General features: G+C 51.9%; 17 protein-coding genes. All 17 read right to left on the bottom strand.

The features are described 5' to 3' along the window. Positions 1–16 precede the first annotated feature (16 nt). Complete coding sequence (locus B348_RS0101810) at positions 17–1,042, bottom strand: glycosyltransferase family 4 protein (protein ID WP_017734455.1); 1,026 nt, start codon at positions 1,040–1,042, stop codon at positions 17–19. Further along, the gene (locus B348_RS0101815) at positions 1,039–2,004 is read right to left on the bottom strand and encodes an NAD-dependent epimerase/dehydratase family protein (RefSeq protein ID WP_017734456.1); all 966 of its coding nucleotides are present in this window, start codon (positions 2,002–2,004) and stop codon (positions 1,039–1,041) included. Before B348_RS0101815 ends, B348_RS0101810 begins: the two co-directional genes overlap by 4 nt. Beyond that, positions 2,004–2,771 carry a glycosyltransferase family 2 protein gene (locus tag B348_RS0101820; RefSeq protein ID WP_032864668.1) on the bottom strand — a complete coding sequence of 256 codons (768 nt, stop codon included), beginning with the start codon at positions 2,769–2,771 and terminating at the stop codon, positions 2,004–2,006. The genes B348_RS0101815 and B348_RS0101820 overlap by 1 nt, the downstream gene beginning before the upstream one ends. 4 nt (positions 2,772–2,775) lie before the next feature. Continuing rightward, a complete protein-coding gene (locus B348_RS0101825; protein ID WP_017734458.1) occupies positions 2,776–4,191 on the bottom strand; it encodes a mannose-1-phosphate guanylyltransferase/mannose-6-phosphate isomerase in 1,416 nt (471 codons plus the stop codon). Between the two features lie 135 nt (positions 4,192–4,326). Further along, entirely contained in the window at positions 4,327–5,304 is a 978-nt protein-coding gene (locus B348_RS0101830) for a GDP-L-fucose synthase (RefSeq protein ID WP_017734459.1), read from the bottom strand. A gap of 1 nt (position 5,305) precedes the next feature. Further along, entirely contained in the window at positions 5,306–6,430 is a 1,125-nt protein-coding gene (gene gmd / locus B348_RS0101835; protein WP_017734460.1) for a GDP-mannose 4,6-dehydratase, read from the bottom strand. A 30-nt stretch (positions 6,431–6,460) separates the two neighbouring features. Beyond that, positions 6,461–7,420, bottom strand: a complete 960-nt coding sequence (locus B348_RS0101840; protein WP_017734461.1) for a GDP-mannose 4,6-dehydratase — start codon at positions 7,418–7,420, stop codon at positions 6,461–6,463. 4 nt (positions 7,421–7,424) lie between these two features. Next, on the bottom strand, positions 7,425–8,525 hold the full coding sequence (locus B348_RS0101845; protein WP_017734462.1) for a glycosyltransferase family 1 protein: 1,101 nt from the start codon (positions 8,523–8,525) through the stop codon (positions 7,425–7,427). Positions 8,526–8,662: 137 nt separating this feature from the next. Further along, complete coding sequence (locus B348_RS0101850; RefSeq protein WP_017734463.1) at positions 8,663–10,162, bottom strand: oligosaccharide flippase family protein; 1,500 nt, start codon at positions 10,160–10,162, stop codon at positions 8,663–8,665. A gap of 433 nt (positions 10,163–10,595) precedes the next feature. Beyond that, positions 10,596–11,570, bottom strand: coding sequence for an NAD(P)-dependent oxidoreductase (locus B348_RS0101855; protein WP_017734464.1), 975 nt, complete (start codon positions 11,568–11,570; stop codon positions 10,596–10,598). Then, complete coding sequence (locus tag B348_RS0101860) at positions 11,563–12,618, bottom strand: glycosyltransferase family 4 protein (RefSeq protein ID WP_017734465.1); 1,056 nt, start codon at positions 12,616–12,618, stop codon at positions 11,563–11,565. Before B348_RS0101860 ends, B348_RS0101855 begins: the two co-directional genes overlap by 8 nt. Continuing rightward, positions 12,615–13,424: a glycosyltransferase family 2 protein gene (locus tag B348_RS1000000130440; RefSeq protein WP_017734466.1), complete on the bottom strand. Its 810-nt coding sequence runs from the start codon at positions 13,422–13,424 to the stop codon at positions 12,615–12,617. The genes B348_RS0101860 and B348_RS1000000130440 overlap by 4 nt, the downstream gene beginning before the upstream one ends. Positions 13,425–13,449: 25 nt before the next feature. Next, complete coding sequence (locus tag B348_RS0101870) at positions 13,450–14,568, bottom strand: O-antigen ligase (RefSeq protein WP_017734467.1); 1,119 nt, start codon at positions 14,566–14,568, stop codon at positions 13,450–13,452. A gap of 782 nt (positions 14,569–15,350) precedes the next feature. Then, positions 15,351–15,596: a lipopolysaccharide assembly protein LapA domain-containing protein gene (locus B348_RS0101875; protein ID WP_017734468.1), complete on the bottom strand. Its 246-nt coding sequence runs from the start codon at positions 15,594–15,596 to the stop codon at positions 15,351–15,353. 21 nt (positions 15,597–15,617) lie between these two features. Then, on the bottom strand, positions 15,618–15,914 hold the full coding sequence (ihfB, locus tag B348_RS0101880; protein ID WP_003189779.1) for an integration host factor subunit beta: 297 nt from the start codon (positions 15,912–15,914) through the stop codon (positions 15,618–15,620). Positions 15,915–16,046: 132 nt separating this feature from the next. Then, the gene (locus B348_RS1000000131880; RefSeq protein ID WP_026136485.1) at positions 16,047–16,331 is read right to left on the bottom strand and encodes a hypothetical protein; all 285 of its coding nucleotides are present in this window, start codon (positions 16,329–16,331) and stop codon (positions 16,047–16,049) included. 161 nt (positions 16,332–16,492) lie between these two features. Then, positions 16,493–18,181 (bottom strand): 30S ribosomal protein S1, encoded by a 1,689-nt coding sequence (gene rpsA / locus B348_RS0101890; RefSeq protein WP_017734470.1) that lies wholly within the window; start codon positions 18,179–18,181, stop codon positions 16,493–16,495. Positions 18,182–18,301: the final 120 nt, after the last annotated feature.

Consider the following 18,301-nt stretch of genomic DNA (forward strand, 5'->3'; position numbering starts at 1 on the left):
TGAACATCCAGGATGATCAGCGCGCCTCAACGTGCTCCAGCGCTCCCGCGTGAAACCTTACTGCCAGCCAAATCAAAGGGGCATAAGCGAGAGCAAGCCCAAGAAAGCCATCGATATCCAACAACACGACTGCCAGTGCCACGGGGAACAGCCAGAAGATATTGATGCACGCGACCGTCAGCGTGACTGGACGGTGTTGACCAAACTGTCGCGAGGCAAACTGGTAGGCGTGACTGCGATGGGCCTCATAAACCTTATCCCCGCGCAACAGCCGGCGTATCAAGGTGAATGTGGCATCGACGATGAACACCCCCAGCATGATCAGCCATGCCCAGAGCAACTGAGGGGAAACGACACTGGCCTGCAATGAGAAAGCACCCAGCATGATGCCGATAAACCCGCTTCCAGCATCACCCATGAAAATCCTGGCCGGTGGGAAATTCCAATACAGAAACCCCGCTACCGCCATGCTGAACACCAGCGGTGTCCACACAAGCTGTGGCTGGCCCACCCACCAATAGATGGCGCACATGCCCAAGCAGGCACACAGCGCTTCAACGCTTGCGATGCCGTCGATGCCATCCATGAAGTTATAGAGATTCAACAGCCAGACCAGATAGAGAACGGCCAGGACATTCCCAAACCAGCCAAGGTCCAGAAGCTGGCCGAACACCCTGACCGGCCCCAGCCCGTGAAGGAAAAACAACACCCAAGCCGCCGCCAGGAAATGGCCGAGCAGCCGCCAACGCGCTGCGATATGCCCGTGGTCATCCATGAACCCCAGGACTGCCACGCCCAGCCCCGCGCCCAGCATGCCCCACGCCCAGGGCCAAGGCACAAGGCCGGCGAAGGCCAGCACGGGGACCGCCGCCAGGAAGCTGAGCACAATCGCCACCCCGCCCCCCCTGGGCGTTGGGATGGAGTGAGAGCTGCGAGCGTTGGGTGTATCGATCAGGCTGGCCGACAATGCATAGCGCCGAAGCAGCCACGTGAGCAGTAGCGAAACACCTGCCAGGCCGGGGAGTAACCAAAGAACATTCATCGTTTATTCTGATCCAGAAAATGTCGTGCCGTGCCGTCAAGTGCTTGATCCAAGCCAACACGAGGCGCCCATCCCAGCAACGAACGGGTCTTGCTGATATCGACCTGCAAGGTCCCGCACAGCCGTTGGGAAAACCCGGACAGTCCCAAAAGCTTGGCCGTAGCCGTAAGAAGCCAGGCCGGAACGGGCACCAAACGCGCGGGCGCGCGCAGCGCACGCGCCATTTTGCGCAACAGCTCAGTGGTAGAAAGGTCCTCATCATCACTGACGAGAAACACCTGATTACTGGCTGCCGGGTGATCCAGGCACGTGACGATCAGATCGGTTACGTTATCCAACGCAACAAAACTGCGTTTGTTATGAATGGCGCCCAACGGCAAAGGGATGCCCTTGCACAAATAACGCATCATGTTTTGAAAGTTTGCTTTTACCCCTGGGCCGTAGATAAGCACGGGGCGAATGATGACGATCTCCATCTCGACCTCCTCGGCCAATTGCAGGAGCCCTTTTTCAGCCTCCCATTTGGAGAGACCGTAGGCGTCGATTGGCTTGGGCTCGTCATCGGGCCGATACGGCCTGCCCGCCAGGGATTCTTCGCCATTGACCTTGATCGAGCTGATAAACACAAAGCGGCGGACTCCGGCAGTTGCCGCCTGCCGAGCCAGGTGCAGCGTGGCGGCAACGTTGACCTCGCGAAAAGCCTGAAGCGGGTCGGCGCAGGTATCGGCCATGACGTGCACTCGGGCAGCACAGTGGACGACTACGTCCACGCCGGTGAGGGCCGCCGCCCAGGAGCTTCGGGCGTCCATCGCGCCGGTGAAATGCGCAACCACGCCCGCAGGGACATGGGTCTCGGCATTCCGGACCGAGGCGGACAGGCGATACCGACCCTCTGATTGCAGGCGACGGATCAAGTCTCTACCCAAAAAGCCGCCGGCACCGGTAATGAAGATATGTTCCATCAGCTCCTCGTTCCCGGGCGCTTGAGGTATTCCAATAACTTGAATGGGATTTTACTGAGGACCATGAACAAATTGGTATATATGCCATTTCGCTTGCAGGCCTGAACGATTTCCCTATTGAGCTTCAAGCTGCTTTTGACACCTGAAGTACTGACGCCACCCGAACGCATGCGTACCAATACTTTATCGATATACGAAAAGCGGCAGTGCCTGGTCAACAACAGGCGGACAAACATCTCATAGTCCGCAGATATCGTGTACAACAAGGAATAATCACCGACGTCCTTGTAGGCTTGCCTTCTTATAAACGTTCCGGGATGGGGAGGCATCCATCCAAACCGAAGTTTCCAAGCCTTGAAATGAGCGGCGCGGTAGACCCGTGTCACCCGATGCAGGTCATCAGGGTTGACGAAGACGACATCGCCGAAGATCAACGCATCGTCTGGCTTTAGCCGAAACGCTGCGGCGACGCTCTCCAACGACGACGGGCTCTCGTAGAAATCGTCGGAGTTGAGAATACCGATGACATCGCCGGTGGCCAGCGCAATACCTTTGTTCATCGCGTCGTATATACCGCGATCCGGTTCGCTCACGATGGTCGCGATAGACGCCGCATACTCCGCGACCACACCCATCGTATTATCTTTGGAACCACCGTCTACGATGATGTATTCAATATCCGAATAGGTTTGAGCCAACACAGATTCAATAGTGTCTCTTATCGTTTTTTCACTATTGTATGAAACCGTGATAATCGAGATCTTCAATACGTCAACCCTTTACGCGACCGTAAATATCTTCAAACCGCACAATATCATCCTCGCCCAAATAAGACCCTGATTGAACCTCAATCAGTTCCAGGGGGATCATCCCCGGATTCTCAAGTGCATGGACCTGGCCGATGGGGATAAACGTGGATTGGTTTTCCGTGACGAGATAGGTTTTCTCCCCGTTGGTGACACGAGCAGTGCCACTCACGACAACCCAATGCTCTGCGCGGTGATGGTGCATTTGCACCGAAAGCTTTTCACCCGGTTTGACTGTAATCCTCTTGACCTGATAACGCTCGCCACTATCGATGGAATCGTACACACCCCAGGGACGATAGACCTCGCGGTGGTTGACCTGCTCTTGACGGCCACCCGCCTTGAGTTGATCGACAATCTTTTTGACTTCCTGAACCTGGTCTTTGTGCGCCACCAGGACAGCGTCCTTGGTCTCGACAATAATCAGGTCTTGCACGCCCACCGTAGTGACCAGGCGATGGGTCGCGTGAACGTAGCTGCCGGTGGTGTTTTCCGACAGCACATCCCCCTTGAACAGGTTGCCTTGCGCGTTTTTTTCACCGGCCTCCCAGAGCGCCGACCACGAGCCGATGTCGCTCCAGCCTGCGTTCAACGGAACCATCACGGCATCCGCCGTTTTCTCCATGACGGCATAGTCAATTGACACGTCCGGGCTCGTCGCAAAGAGGGTGCCGTCAACCCGGGTAAAATGCATATCCTGCTGGCCCCCGGCCAAGGCACCACGGCATACCGACACGATTTCCGGGTGAAACTTTTCAAGTTCCTGGATATAGCGACTGGCGCGAAACATAAACATACCGCTGTTCCAAAAGTAGTCACCTTGGGACAAGTAGGATTTCGCGGTGTTCAAGTCGGGTTTTTCGACGAATCGGCTGACCTTGAACCCACCGGCCCCAACAGGAGCACCCAACTGAAGGTAGCCATAGCCCGTCTCAGGGCTGGTGGGGGCAATGGCAAACGTGACCAATTTGCCCGACTCTGCAAGCAAAAGGGCCGCCGTAATACTCTCCTGGAAGGCCTGGACGTCTTGAATCAAGTGGTCGGCAGCCAACACCAGCATGATCGGATCGGTCTGCTCGCTCAGCGCCTGCAGGGCCGCCAAGGCGATGGCCGGCGCCGTGTTCCGGCCTACCGGCTCAAGAATGATGTTCGCGTCTTCCAGCCCCAGTTGCCGAAGCTGCTCGGCAGCAAGAAAGCGATGATGCTCATTGCAAATCAACCGCGGCAAGCCGTGCTCAAGTCCATCAAGGCGCTTGATCGTGGCCTGGAGCATCGTCAGGTCTGCATCCACCAAGGGCAGGAACTGCTTAGGGTTCAGTTGACGAGAGAGTGGCCATAGCCGGGTGCCCGAGCCGCCGGCCATGATTACTGGAAGAAACATTCAATCATCCTTTGAGACCGAGATCAGCGCCGCTGTACAGGCGCGAGTGTAGTTTGCGCGGGAGACAACCGTTAACACCCACAACGAAGTGGTTGAACCGAGCCCTGAAAAAGACCGTCACGGTCAGTTTTCAGCCTAGCGTGAACGAGCATGCAAGGCGTTCTCGGAGAACCAGGCGTAGGCGTCTCGCAGCCCGTCTTCGAGACGTACAGTTGCGTGCCATCCCAATCGCCCAAGACGCGAAACATCCATCAGCTTCCTTGGCGGGCCGTCCGGCTTGGTGGCGTCAAAGCTCAGGCGACCCTTGAACCCAGTGACCTTGGCGATGGTTTCGGCCAACTCTCGAATAGTGCAGTCCTGCCCCGTACCAACGTTGATATGAGAGAGCATCGGTTGGGTGCAGGCGCCGTACTGCGCTTGATCCAACTCCATGATATGAACGGATGCACTGGCCATGTCATCAACATGCAGGAACTCGCGCTTTGGCGAACCGCTGCCCCAAATCACTACCTCTTCAACGCCCTGCTCGACAGCATCGTGGAACCGACGCAGCAGAGCCGGTATCACGTGAGAGTTTTGCGGGTGGAAGTTATCGTTCGGACCATACAGATTGGTGGGCATGGCACTGCGATAATCACGTCCATATTGACGGTTGTAACTCTCGCACAGCTTGATCCCGGCGATCTTCGCAATCGCATAAGGCTCATTGGTTGGCTCGAGCACCCCTGTCAGCAGAGCCTCTTCAGCCATTGGCTGCTGGACCTTGATGGGGTAAATGCATGAGGAGCCAAGAAACAGCATTTTCTGCACGTCATGCTGGTGCGCCGCATGGACGATATTCGCCTGCATCGTCAGGTTTTCGTAGATGAACTCGGCCGGGTAGGTGTTGTTCGCATGAATGCCACCCACCTTTGCCGCGGCCATATAGACTTGCTCGATCTTGTTCCCGGCAAAAAAATCCGCTACCGCGCGCTGATCAAGCAAATTCAATTGAGCCCTGTCGCGGGTCACAATATTGGTATAACCCAACGTTCGCAGGCGCCGGACGATGGCCGAACCCACCATCCCCTTGTGGCCGGCAACAAAAACACATTCGCTCAATTGACGTGACATGTTAGTTCTCCAGCGACACCGGCAAATCGTAACCGTGGTTCTTCAACAATGCGTGACGCTGGGCGACTTTCAAGTCTTCGCGAACCATTTCAGCGCACATCTCCTGGGCAGTGATTTCCGGCACCCAGCCTAACTTTGTCTTGGCCTTGGTAGGATCGCCGAGCAATGTTTCAACTTCGGCCGGGCGGAAGTAGCGTGGGTCAATACGCACCAGCGTATCGCCAACTTTGAGCGCCGGTGCCTTATCTCCAACAATGGAGTCGATAATGCCACGCTCGTCTACACCCGTACCTTCGAAGCGCAAGGTCAGGCCAAGCTCAGCGGCAGACCAGCAAATGAACTCACGCACCGAATACTGGACGCCCGTTGCAATGACAAAGTCTTCAGCAACCTCTTGTTGCAACATCATCCACTGCATACGGACGTAGTCTTTGGCATGGCCCCAATCCCGCAGCGCATCCATGTTGCCCATGTAGAGGCACTGCTCAAGTCCCTGGGCAATATTTGCCAGGCCGCGGGTGATTTTGCGGGTCACAAACGTCTCGCCTCGGCGCGGCGACTCGTGGTTGAAGAGGATCCCGTTACAGGCATGCATGCCATACGCTTCGCGGTAGTTGACGACAATCCAGTACGCGTAGAGTTTTGCAACAGCGTAGGGCGAGCGCGGATAGAACGGCGTGGTTTCTTTCTGCGGCGTTTCCTGCACCAGGCCGTACAGTTCAGAGGTGGAGGCTTGGTAGAAACGGGTCTTTTTCTCCAGCCCGAGCAGACGGATGGCCTCAAGAATTCGCAGGGTGCCCATTGCATCGACGTCAGCTGTGTATTCCGGAGATTCAAAGCTTACGGCGACGTGAGATTGCGCACCGAGGTTGTAGACCTCGTCAGGTTGAACTTCCTGAATGATACGGGTCAGGTTCGACGAGTCGGTAAGGTCGCCGTAATGCAAGATGAACCGTTGATTATCTACATGCGGATCCTGATAAATGTGATCCACACGTTGCGTATTAAACGACGACGCGCGTCGTTTGATACCGTGAACTTCGTAGCCCTTTTCCAACAGCAGTTCGGCCAAATAAGAGCCGTCCTGGCCGGTGATCCCGGTAATTAGCGCTTTTTTCAGGGTCATGTTTAGGTCCTAAAATTCTTAGAGTGACTGTTAAATCGCATTTAGCATGCTGGTAATGACATCAGGCATTGTCGATTGGGCTTTCCACCCCAGAACCTGTTCCGCCTTTGCCGGACAAGCTCGACTGATCAGTAGATCAGTGGGTCGGAAGAACTCCGTCGATTGATCGACATGAGCTTGCCAGTCGAGGCCCAATTGCGTGAATGCTTCAGCAACAAAGGTTTCCAGCGTGTGGGTTTGACCCGTTGCGATCACGAAATCACCGGGTTCCTCACACTGAAGCATCCTCCACATTGCATCAACGTATTCTGAGGCAGCCCCCCAATCGCGTGCGATATCCAGACGCCCAAGCGTCAACCGCTCCGTGGAGCCCTGTGCAATTCGTTTGGCTGTAGTTACGATTTTTTGTGTTACAAATCTGGAGGGGCGTAAAGGCGATTCGTGATTAAACAAGATGCCAGTACACGCAAAAAGATTATAAGCCTCGCGATAGTTATCGACCAGCCAGAACGCCGAGGACTTAGCCACGGCATAAGGGCTACGAGGATGAAAGGCGGTACTCTCGATGGCGGGCTCGCCGTTGGTATCACCAAAACATTCGCTGGAACCAGCTTGATAGAAGCGAATCGGACGTTCGGTCATCCGGCATGCCTCAAGCATGTTCAGGGTTCCCAAGGTAATACTTTGAATTGTTTCAGCAGGCTGCTCGAACGACAGTCCGACTGACGACTGCCCGGCCAGAAAATAGACTTCATCAGGCTGGCTACGCTTGAGCGCCATGAACACACTGCGAAAATCTTCGGGCACCATCGACAGCAACTTCACCCTGGGGAAAACGTCCAGTCGCTTCAAATTGGCGAATGAAGAGCCCTGCGCATCCCGGGATGTCCCCCAAACGGTATAGCCCTTACTCAGCAACAGCTTTGCGAGATAAGCACCATCCTGGCCACTCACACCGCAAATCAGGGCGGTTTTTTCTGAATAGTCCAAAGTATTACCTTTGCAATGAATTGTAGATCGATAGTGTTTCTTGGCTACAGCGCTGCCAGGAGAATTGGTTTAAGCGCTCATGCCCGAGCCCGACCAATCTCGCAATTTCGCTGTCAGAGTAAACCACTCTTTCTATCGCTCCAGCCATTTCATCATCATTAACGGGATCGAAAAAAACACCTGCGGTGCCGATGATTTCAGGCATTGAACTGGTGCCACTACTGATTACAGGGCAGGAATGCGCCATCGCCTCCAGTGGAGGAAGTCCGAAGCCCTCATAGATAGAGGGATAGACAAAGGCTTTGGCGCCCTCGTAGAGCTCACCCAGCAAAGCATCGTCGCCCCCCATCTGCCGCACCTGCCCGGGAGCAAAACCAAGACGTTGTACCAACTCCTGTTCGTTTTCGGAGAACCCGCCGCCGCCAAACGCGACAATGTCAAAGTCTGACTTTAACCGTGTTGAGTTCGCCACGGCACGAAGCAGCCCGGCGAAGTTCTTGTAGGCAAAGCGTGCCCCTACATACAACAGATAGGGTCTGGGCAACTGGCTCGGTTTTTTTAGGGTGACCGGCTTGAATTGTTCAAAACCCAAATGAACAACCGACAACTTGCTTTCGGGGACGTCGAACAGCCTCATGAGGTCTTGCCGCGTGCTCTCCGAAATGCAAATAACGTGGTCTGCACGCTCTACTGCGCGGCGCTTGAGCAGGGATGTCTTGTCCTCCGAAGAGAAGCTCTCAGGGTACAGCTCGTGGATCATATCGTAGACCGTCAGAACGGTTGGACACCCCTTGGGGGCCGTACCGGAACGGGCGTAATAGGTTTCGTGCACCACCTGAGGCCGCCAACGATTCATCGCCACTCGCCCTTGAAGACGGTTGTAGCCAAGCATGAGCCTCGCGGTATAGCGCGGATACTTTTCTATCCAGCGTCCATGAACGATTCCCTCAGGCAACTCATTCAAGTACACATTGCGGTAGAAAGGCGAGAAAACACCTACATCGGTACCGGCCTGGGCCATCTGCTCGGCGATGCGGCAAAAATAACGAGAAATGCCACCGTAATTTTGCAGGGCGAATATTTGGTAATCGAAAGCAACGCGCATATTATTTTTTTACTCGAGAGAAGGTTAAGTCCCAACCGATCAAAAAATCGAGCCTGTACCGCATCACACCCAACGCCACTGCCAACTTGAACAAATGGTGCCAAAGCTGCGCCAGCCTCAGAGGTCTCATTGGAAAATTACAGTGCATTTCTCCACTGAACCCTCCGGAGATCAAAACGAAAAACGAACAACCGGAGCGCCACAAGAAAATAGCTCACCCCTAGCGACAAGAACATCACCACGAGGTTACCCACACTTAGAACATCATAGATCACTTTGAAAAACCACAACGTAGAAACTGAAATAGCCAGCGGAATAACGATAGCCTCGAAATACCAGACCTTGGCGGGCTTGATATTCAGTTTTCTAAATACAATCGGCGGACACAACACAACAAATCCTATATTCAGCAACAGCCAGGGCCAGGCACTCCCCGTCAGGCCATAGGTACTTGCCAGGTAATAGGTCACAGGCACCACGAGAATTGCGGCAATGAAATTTTGCCAAACACTAAACCGGGTCCAACCATGGGCCAATTGCAACGCATAAGGCATATGCATAAAGGAATGAAGCATGGTACCAATTACCAGTATCACAAGAGGACCACTCGCCGCTGCGGCGATATTCGAATCTCTCGTCCAGAATGTAAGCAGCGGGTGGCTATACAACGCAATCCACACGGAAAACGGAATGACCAACATCGACAATATCTGACTGGCCCTGATATAAGAGCTGAAAGCCTCTTGGGTATTTTCAGATGCTACGGCTGCGACAATTCTAGGGTAATAGGCATTAAACACGGGTGATATAAGCCTGAACGCTATCGTACCCAACGTCCAAGCCAGCATGTAATAACCAAAATCCGTCAATGACAGCGTCTTCGACAACACGATTTTATCGGCCTGCATCAATAAAAACGTGAGCGCATTGGTTACGCCGACACCGATTGCAAAGCCACGAAGGCGGCGAAGCGCTTCAACCGAAAATGATGGGGACTTCTTCCAGCCGCCTAACTCCCGCACCAACTGAATACGCAAAATAAAAACAGTCAGAACATTGATCACGCACTGCCATATAAAAAACCATTCAACCGTCGGCGAAACAAGCCATAACACCAACACGGCGCCCACCGAGCGCAGCGTTGCAAAAACAGAGGTTGCAACATTCAACTCAACTTGCTTTTGAAGCCCGGTCAGGGCCCCGTAATAAAATGCGATAGGAAACTGAAGAACCAGCGCCACGCCCATTACTCTTAACGATAGAGTAACCGACTCCAGCTTGCTGGGAGTCACATCAAGCCAGTAAGAAGAAATCACCGGAGCCAAAAATATAACGATTGTGCCCGCCGTAAGCGCAACACACCAAAATATCCACTCGACGCTTCTTAACAGCAAAACAACCTTTAGCTTGTCCGCTGGCGACGCGGCGTCGTAAACCGAGGCTTCTTTGGTCGCAACAGCCCCAAAGCCTCCGTCAAGCATAGTCATAGCGGCAGAAAGAATTACAAAGAAACCAACTAAACCGTAACCTTCAACGCCAATAAACTTGAGATACAGGGGGACGAAACAGATCCCCATCAAGGCAGCCCACCCCTGCCCCAAAAAGTTCGCCGCTACGTTTTTAAGCGCGCTATTCATGCGTCACAGCCCTTTGCCTCGTAACACGGGTATTTTCGGAAAATTCAACGAGCGTTAAAAACATCATCGATTATATTCCGTCGCAATTCAGACTCTTTGGAAATATGCGCACCCCGTACACCAACCCACTTCCGGACTTTATGAAAAGCCGCGCCTGACAACGCGAATGAAAATAGCGCCCTCATTGGATGCCCCTGGTAGCACGCAGCAGTGACACGCACCGGACAAAAAGCTTGGCAACAGCGAGAACCTTAGCATGACGCTGGAACACTGAAAAGTCTCTGACCAGGCACAGGCCATTGATTTTACAGGCAAAATGCCATCTGTCGTAGACACCCTGAAGCCCGCCAACCCACGCAAAGCCAGCAGCTGACGCTTTTGAACACTCTGCGAAGAAACACCAGTTACGGCTCCAGAGACGCCAATGTGTGGGTTATTCCTTTGTCGATGATGCCTTGAGCCATGACAGTGTTTTTTCAATCCCCTCCTGCAGACCTACCACAGGGTAGACATTCGATTTTTCTGCCGGAGCGCAGTCCACCACATTATGAGTTGTCATGTTTTTCAGCCGAAAACTACTGAACGGAAATCTCAAGCCCGTAAAATTGCAGAGATCACCCACCCATGCCAAACAATAGAAAAAAAACATTGGCGCCTTTATCGGCTTCCGACGACCTGCATGCGACGCAATACTCAAACTCCACTCGTCTACATTCAACGGGACGGCATCACCGATATAAAAATATTCAACACTGTCATCAGGACGCTGGGCAATCGAAATAATCTGATTGACGCAGTTTTCTACATAGCCGTAGGTCTTCGTGCTGGACGCCCGACCAATTCTAATATAACGACCGGCGAGCACCATATCGAAAAAGTTTCGATAGGGCTCTCCAAACCAGGCCCCCCAAATAGACGTGGGGCGCACAATAGAGCACTTTGGCATCCGCGCCATCCACTGCCGGACGATACGCTCCCCCTCCACCTTGCTTTTGCCATAGACAGTAGTAGGAGAAACATCCTCTATCGTAGCGGGTATGTGGCCAGCCCTACAAACCAACATACTGGAAGCGAAAACAGCATGTTTAACGTAGTCGGCCGAGGAAAGAACTGCGCACAAATTGTCCACGCCAGCAATATTTTCCCGATAGTCGTCCAAACTCTTGCCGCGAAGATCCGTGCGCGCCGCAAGGTGAAAAACGTAGTCGGGCCTGAACGACTCAAACGCCTCAGCCAACAGATCCACATCGCAAATATCACAATAACGGTGGACGTCAAGGTTATCGCGATTCCTCGGTGCAGCCACATCCAGGCTTAAAACATCGAACCCGAGCCCCTTCAGACGACCTACCAAATTAGTCCCTATGAAGCCCGACCCGCCGGTAACCAAAACCTTATAGTTAGTCACGCATCAACTCCTCATAGACCTTAAGATAGTTGGTTGCCATCGCAAGAGAGCTATACTTCTCGCGAGCAACGTTCAACACCGCTGGCCCTTTGGATTCGTCAGACAAGCCTCTCATCACTGCTGCATCCAGGCTCGCGACATCATCAAGCTCAAAAAAACAAACGGCCTCTTCACTGAAAAGCTCCCTGAATATAGGAATATCGGAGCACACTATTTTTTTCGAGTGCAGAGCCGCCTCAATCAGAGCCAATCCAAACCCCTCTGAACGAGAAGGCATGGCAAACATATCAAAAAAAACATTACACTGATGCGCATAAGGAACCGAGGGCAGAAATACACACCGACTGTCTACACCCAGCGACACACTCAGTTCCTGCAATGACTGCTTCGCTGGGCCATCACCAATGACCACCAACCCCAGCCGAGCATTGATAGTCAACAATTTCACCAATTGATCAACGCCTTTTGTGGCGGTGAGCACACAGTAGGTCCCTAATAAATAGTCGACACGCCCTTTCAATTTATTTATTTCAGCGGCACACCAATCCTCGACCAAACTATAATCCACAACAATATCTCTACCGTTATAGACCCTTGTTAGTTTCTTATTATATGAAAACCTCGAATAGTACTTTACCGCATCATCGCTCAGTACGACGAGCCGATCGTGCCTCAACCAACACACATTCCAGACAAAGCTGAACACAAACGAAACAAACCTGTTGTAATGAAAATACAACTCCCGCTCGACATAATTATGCAAGGTACTTACATAGCTTACCTTTGTAAAAAATGATTTATTCCTAAACACGAACGCATCAGCCCGCAACAGGTGAGAGTGAACAACATCATAAGCGGAAAAATCAAATGACTTGTAGAAACCAACACGCTCAAACCTGACCCCTTCCAGCAGTTCGATTTCGACACACTCATCAAAATAGAGCACGGTAACCTCGTGCCCTCTACGAACCATTTGCTCACACAGCTGCATAACCACTAAAATGGGAGCTTTATTGACAATCGCTGGAACCACATAGCAGATTTTCATTTCTTCACGAGCCCACCATAAACCGACAGCAACTTCATAACACCACGATCACCCAATACAGCGCTCAGTAAGAAAAGCACCAATCGCTTGATAAAAATCGAATCAACCAAATACACCGGAGATAGCGCCAACTCTTTCCGAAGCCTGAAGTTCTCTCGAATAATCGACATCATCAAGCTAGGCTTGTTGCTCAGCCCACCCACTCGATGAGACACCACGGAAAAAGGATAAAAGCCGGCGTCCCGCGCCCGGAGCGCACGCAGGATAAAATGATAGTCACCTATCACCTTATAGCTCTCGTCGAATCCATTCCCCGCTTCAAACAGCGACGCATGATGGAAACAACCCGGGTGGCGTATCGTCATTTTATTTTTCAAACCAATACGTGCTGCCTCCCAAGGCAGGCCCACCTCGTCGATAAAGGCTCCAGACTGATCAACAAGATTATTTTTACCGTAAACAATCTTGACATCACGCTCTCCCGCAGCGTCCAAGTGTGCAATTATGGAAGCCAGTGCAGAAGGCGAACTAAAGTAGTCATCACTCCCAAGGAACGTTATCCAGTCAGCGTCAACCTGCGCCAATGCTTTATTCCACGCATTGTAAACGCCAGAATCCTTCTCACTGGAGAACCTGGCCATTCCGTACTCTTCTATTATTTGCAGCGTACCGTCTGTACTACCACCATCCTGAATATATAGATCAACATCCTTGAATGTCTGCCCCTTAATAGAGTCCAGGCACTCACGTAGCGTCCGTTCACTATTATACGTAGCAACCACGATCCCAATTTTCGCCCTAGGCATTCTAACTCACCCCACCTTAATTCATTTAGATCGCGGCCAATCTTTGACTACGCAGCTGGACAGACTGACAATACGTCTTATCAAAAAAAGCAATTATCATCATAAAAAACACGAAGTGGTATTTGTAAAAATACATGACATTACCGAAAGACCCCACGACAACAAACGCGAGCAAAAAAGCCCGTGCAATAGGACTTTTATTCTTCCAACAGCTGTAAAAAACCAAGGAAACAAAAAACAGTACGCCGAATATTCCTGTCTCCAACGCAGCACTCAGCAAAAAATTGTGAGCCGGATAATCGATTCCAGACAAAGCAAAAATAACCTGGCTTTCCGTACCGATGCCGTATCCGAATGGGTTTTGAACAAATGCCTTCAATGCAGTGCTATAGAGAATTTCTCGCGTGGGATCAAATCGGGAAAAGTCCCCAAAAACCGCCGCGATCACCCCACCTATCGCCAGAAACACAAAAAACAAATATGACACGCTGAACCTTGCAAAACCCAGGAAAACCAGCGCCAGCGAAACTGCCAGCAAATCGCCTTTGGACAAGAGCATAAAAGGTGGAAGCAGCATGAAAATACACAGCACCAAATATATCGACCTACCCGTCACTTGATACTTCAACATATTCACATAAATCGACAACAGCAACACCGTACCCACAGTATTTATATGCACACTTAAAAAAGACTCTTTACTATTAAAGAAGTCTTTATAATGCTGCTGACTGCCCAGCAACACACTTGTAGAGTAGTCCAGCTTGAAAACCAGGTAGCTAACCATCAACAACGCAAACACCGGCCCCCAATTACCTATCCCGTCAAGCATCGCCGTTCTTTCAATATCAGACATCATCGACATGACAATGATGATCAGCAGAATCTGGAGTAACCGAAAGAACACCTCATAATTAACGACAAGCCCACTGATATAAACCATCATCGCGCCGTAAAACAGATAGAGCAGAACCAGGAAGGCGTAACCAAACATCGCTGGCCTGGCATGACGAGTGCACAAAAAAACCACACCGACAAAAACAAGCAAAAACTCATCTAACTTGTAGTTTACACCGCCACTTTCCAGCATCTTTATTGGAAAGACCATTAAGGCACCGAGCAAATAACACAAATACTTCATCATTATCTGCCACAAATTCTAACTAGCGTTGGCGCTCGGAAGCTACTCGGCGTCGAGCACTTGCGCAATCTGCCAAGGCGCTTGTCGCTCCCCCTCTTCAACAGTCGGTCATTGACAGGTGTCACGCGCCCTTCATTCGACTGCGATACGGGACTGATAGCGCATTGCATGGCCTTCCATCTATTTGCTTCCATCAAAATCTCCTGCTTGCTCATCCTGGCGTGCATTTGCTAACGAGTAATCAGGAAACAATGATCGTAGCCCCCCTCCCTACTCTGACCTGATGAAACCTTGCAGGCCAACCCTAGACCTCTCACCCCGAACGTTCCGCCACGCCTCTAATGCGATAATATCAAAGCGATATCAAACCCATTACCAATCTCAAAGCACGTGAGACTTGAAGAGCAGGATTGATAAAAAATTTCGGCGCGCTTTCATTCATTGGCCTCACTCAATAGGCCGACACTCGAAGCACTTCAGAGACAATGGACAGTACAAATATTACTTACAAACTTCAGATTCCGCATCATGCAAAAATCCTCTATAAATTGAAGCGAAGAATACGCTACAAAAAACAGAGCCATCCGTAGGAATTATCTGACTTCAAGATTACGCTGCAGCGCCGATTTTAGCTGACGACAGACAGGCAACCGGGAGCACCAAACCGTCTGGCATCGGATTAACTGAATTCACGATCAATCAACGCTCGCGCTGCTGTTCGTTAAGGTGTTTCAGGCGCCGATGAGACCCGTAAAGCGCCGCATCTGCTAATCAGACATACCAGCTCACGAGCGCTTGGACGCTTCCACGCGACGCCGCCCTGCCAGCCTTACTAACAAACCCAAAAAAGGGCCGATCAACGCACCAACGATCAAGGCAAGCCCAACAAACACAGCCACAGGGAATTCGGCGCTTGTCCACCCCAGGAACGACAAAGCCACACCTTGCTGGTTTTCCAGCACAAACGCGATGACCGCCAAGGTGAAGACCACCAGGATCATTCCCAAGAAAATACGCCCAACTCTACCCATGGTAGCTTTCCTCAAAGATTCTCAGACACCCTCTTCCTCTTCTTCGTTCACCCGGTCTCGCAACTCCTTGCCCGGCTTGAAGTGAGGAACGAACTTACCGTCGAGGCTGACCGATTGTCCGGTCTTAGGATTACGCCCAACCCGGGGCGCACGATAGTGCAACGAGAAGCTCCCAAATCCACGGATCTCAATCCGATCGCCGGTAGCCAGACATTGGGACATTTGTTCAAGCATGGTCTTGATGGCCAGCTCTACATCCTTGGATGAAAGCAGCCCTTGATGGGTGACAATTCGTTCGATCAACTCCGACTTCGTCATATTTTTCCCTTCTTTTTCAAGCAGCTAGGAAAAGCGCTTCGAAGGTTTTAGCATGACTTGATGAATTTGAACAGCCCATACCCCAACTTATCGACAGGTCAGCGCAAGGCCGACAAAACACGCCTTGCATGCTCAATTACAGATCACCAACATCGTCCGAGTGACCGCGCCTGCCGGGTTCCAGCCAAATAGATAGTCACCCTCATCGTCCTTTGCATCGCTGGATCTGGTGACCACCTTGTAGCCCTGCATCTTGCACTCACGAGCCGCGCGACTCTCACACCTGTCCCAACCAGAGCCCAGGCCAGAGCAATCGATCTCTATGCCGCTTACACCGTGCCGAGCATGGGTCTTGGCACTGGTGGCAGAGCAGCCTGCAAGCATTGCCACTGCGAACACTACGATAAACCTGTTCATTCCGACCCTTACTGAATAAACAACACGAAAGCAGCTTTTCAAACGACTATAGTCAGTTCTGACAGCCGCTCATACCGCTTGGTTCTTGGTTGTTGATTCAACGAATTTCAGGCACAAAAAAGGGCGACCAAAGTCGCCCTTTTTCTACAGCGTTACAGAACTTAGTTCTGCTTAGCCATTGCTTCGCGCAGCAGGGAGGCCATAGTGGTCTCGCCAGTTGCGGCAGCTTCTGGAGCCGATTTCAGGCTCTGCATAGCTTCTTTCTCTTCCACTTCGTCTTTCGACTTGATGGAGAGTTGGATCACGCGGCTCTTGCGATCAACGCTGATGATCTTGGCTTCTACTTCCTGGCCTTCTTTCAGAACGTTGCGCGCGTCTTCAACGCGGTCACGGCTGATTTCGGAGGCTTTCAGAGTCGCTTCGATATCGTCGGCCAGAGTGATGATGGCGCCTTTAGCGTCAACTTCTTTCACGATGCCCTTAACGATTGCGCCTTTGTCGTTGTCCTGAACGTATTCAGAGAACGGGTCGCTTTCCAGCTGCTTGATACCCAGGGAGATGCGCTCGCGCTCTGGGTCAACCGACAGGATAACGGTGTCCAGCTCGTCGCCCTTCTTGAAACGACGAACAGCTTCTTCGCCAACTTCGTTCCAGGAGATGTCGGACAGGTGAACCAGGCCGTCGATGCCGCCGTCCAGACCAATGAAGATACCGAAATCGGTGATCGACTTGATGGTGCCGGAGATTTTATCGCCCTTGTTGAACTGGCCAGAGAAATCTTCCCATGGGTTAGATTTGCACTGCTTGATGCCCAGGGAGATACGACGACGCTCTTCGTCGATGTCCAGAACCATAACTTCCACTTCGTCGCCGACTTGTACGACTTTCGAAGGGTGGATGTTTTTGTTGGTCCAGTCCATTTCGGAAACGTGTACCAGGCCTTCCACGCCTTCTTCCAGCTCAGCGAAGCAGCCGTAGTCGGTCAGGTTGGTAACACGCGCGGTTACGCGAGTGCTTTCTGGGTAACGGGCTTTGATAGCAACCCATGGATCTTCACCCAGTTGCTTCAGGCCCAGGGAAACACGGTTGCGCTCGCGATCGTATTTCAGAACCTTGACATCGATCTCGTCGCCAACGTTGACGATTTCAGATGGATGCTTGATACGCTTCCAAGCCATGTCGGTAATGTGCAGCAGACCATCGACGCCACCCAGATCGACGAATGCGCCGTAATCGGTGAGGTTCTTGACGATACCTTTGACTTGTTGGCCTTCCTGCAGGGATTCCAGCAGAGCTTCACGCTCGGCGGAGTTCTCTGCTTCCAGGACGCTGCGACGGGAAACGACAACGTTGTTGCGCTTCTGGTCGAGCTTGATGACCTTGAATTCGAGTTCCTTGCCTTCCAGGTGCGTGGTGTCGCGCACTGGACGAACGTCGACCAAAGAACCTGGCAGGAACGCACGGATGCCGTTAACGTCGACAGTGAAGCCGCCTTTAACCTTACCGTTGATAACGCCCTTGACCACTTCTTCAGCTGCGAAGGCTGCTTCGAGAACAATCCAGCATTCAGCGCGCTTGGCTTTTTCACGGGACAGCTTGGTTTCACCGAAACCGTCTTCAACCGAGTCCAGAGCAACGTGAACTTCGTCACCGACATTGATAGTCAGGTCACCAGCATCGTTGTAGAACTGTTCCAGCGGGATCAGAGCTTCAGACTTCAGACCAGCGTGAACGGTTACCCAGCGAGCTTGGTAATCGATATCAACGATAACACCGGTGATGATGGAGCCTGCCTGAAGGTTCAGGGTTTTTAGGCTTTCTTCAAAGAGTTCCGCAAAGCTTTCGCTCATTTTAATTCCTGTTGATAAGGGCGAAGAATACGCCCATCTCCACACCCCAGACGGTGTGGGTCAGTTTCAGTTAAAAGAAGCCACCGCAGGACTATGACTGGTCCCCTGCGGCCTTCTTGA

Origin of the sequence: Pseudomonas sp. CBZ-4 (assembly GCF_000346755.1) — a bacterium.
Taxonomy (GTDB): domain Bacteria; phylum Pseudomonadota; class Gammaproteobacteria; order Pseudomonadales; family Pseudomonadaceae; genus Aquipseudomonas.

What these genes read in the sequence shown, in the direction of transcription:
- B348_RS0101860 (WP_017734465.1), bottom strand. Translation starts at nt 12,618, where the DNA reads ATGAAAATCTGCTATGTGGTTCCAGCGATTGTCAATAAAGCTCCCATT.
- B348_RS0101815 (WP_017734456.1), bottom strand. Translation starts at nt 2,004, where the DNA reads ATGGAACATATCTTCATTACCGGTGCCGGCGGCTTTTTGGGTAGAGAC.
- gmd (WP_017734460.1), bottom strand. Translation starts at nt 6,430, where the DNA reads ATGACCCTGAAAAAAGCGCTAATTACCGGGATCACCGGCCAGGACGGC.
- rpsA (WP_017734470.1), bottom strand. Translation starts at nt 18,181, where the DNA reads ATGAGCGAAAGCTTTGCGGAACTCTTTGAAGAAAGCCTAAAAACCCTG.
- B348_RS0101845 (WP_017734462.1), bottom strand. Translation starts at nt 8,525, where the DNA reads ATGCGCGTTGCTTTCGATTACCAAATATTCGCCCTGCAAAATTACGGT.
- B348_RS1000000130440 (WP_017734466.1), bottom strand. Translation starts at nt 13,424, where the DNA reads ATGCCTAGGGCGAAAATTGGGATCGTGGTTGCTACGTATAATAGTGAA.
- B348_RS1000000131880 (WP_026136485.1), bottom strand. Translation starts at nt 16,331, where the DNA reads ATGAACAGGTTTATCGTAGTGTTCGCAGTGGCAATGCTTGCAGGCTGC.
- B348_RS0101825 (WP_017734458.1), bottom strand. Translation starts at nt 4,191, where the DNA reads ATGTTTCTTCCAGTAATCATGGCCGGCGGCTCGGGCACCCGGCTATGG.
- B348_RS0101810 (WP_017734455.1), bottom strand. Translation starts at nt 1,042, where the DNA reads ATGAATGTTCTTTGGTTACTCCCCGGCCTGGCAGGTGTTTCGCTACTG.
- B348_RS0101875 (WP_017734468.1), bottom strand. Translation starts at nt 15,596, where the DNA reads ATGGGTAGAGTTGGGCGTATTTTCTTGGGAATGATCCTGGTGGTCTTC.
- B348_RS0101850 (WP_017734463.1), bottom strand. Translation starts at nt 10,162, where the DNA reads ATGAATAGCGCGCTTAAAAACGTAGCGGCGAACTTTTTGGGGCAGGGG.
- ihfB (WP_003189779.1), bottom strand. Translation starts at nt 15,914, where the DNA reads ATGACGAAGTCGGAGTTGATCGAACGAATTGTCACCCATCAAGGGCTG.
- B348_RS0101830 (WP_017734459.1), bottom strand. Translation starts at nt 5,304, where the DNA reads ATGTCACGTCAATTGAGCGAATGTGTTTTTGTTGCCGGCCACAAGGGG.
- B348_RS0101870 (WP_017734467.1), bottom strand. Translation starts at nt 14,568, where the DNA reads ATGATGAAGTATTTGTGTTATTTGCTCGGTGCCTTAATGGTCTTTCCA.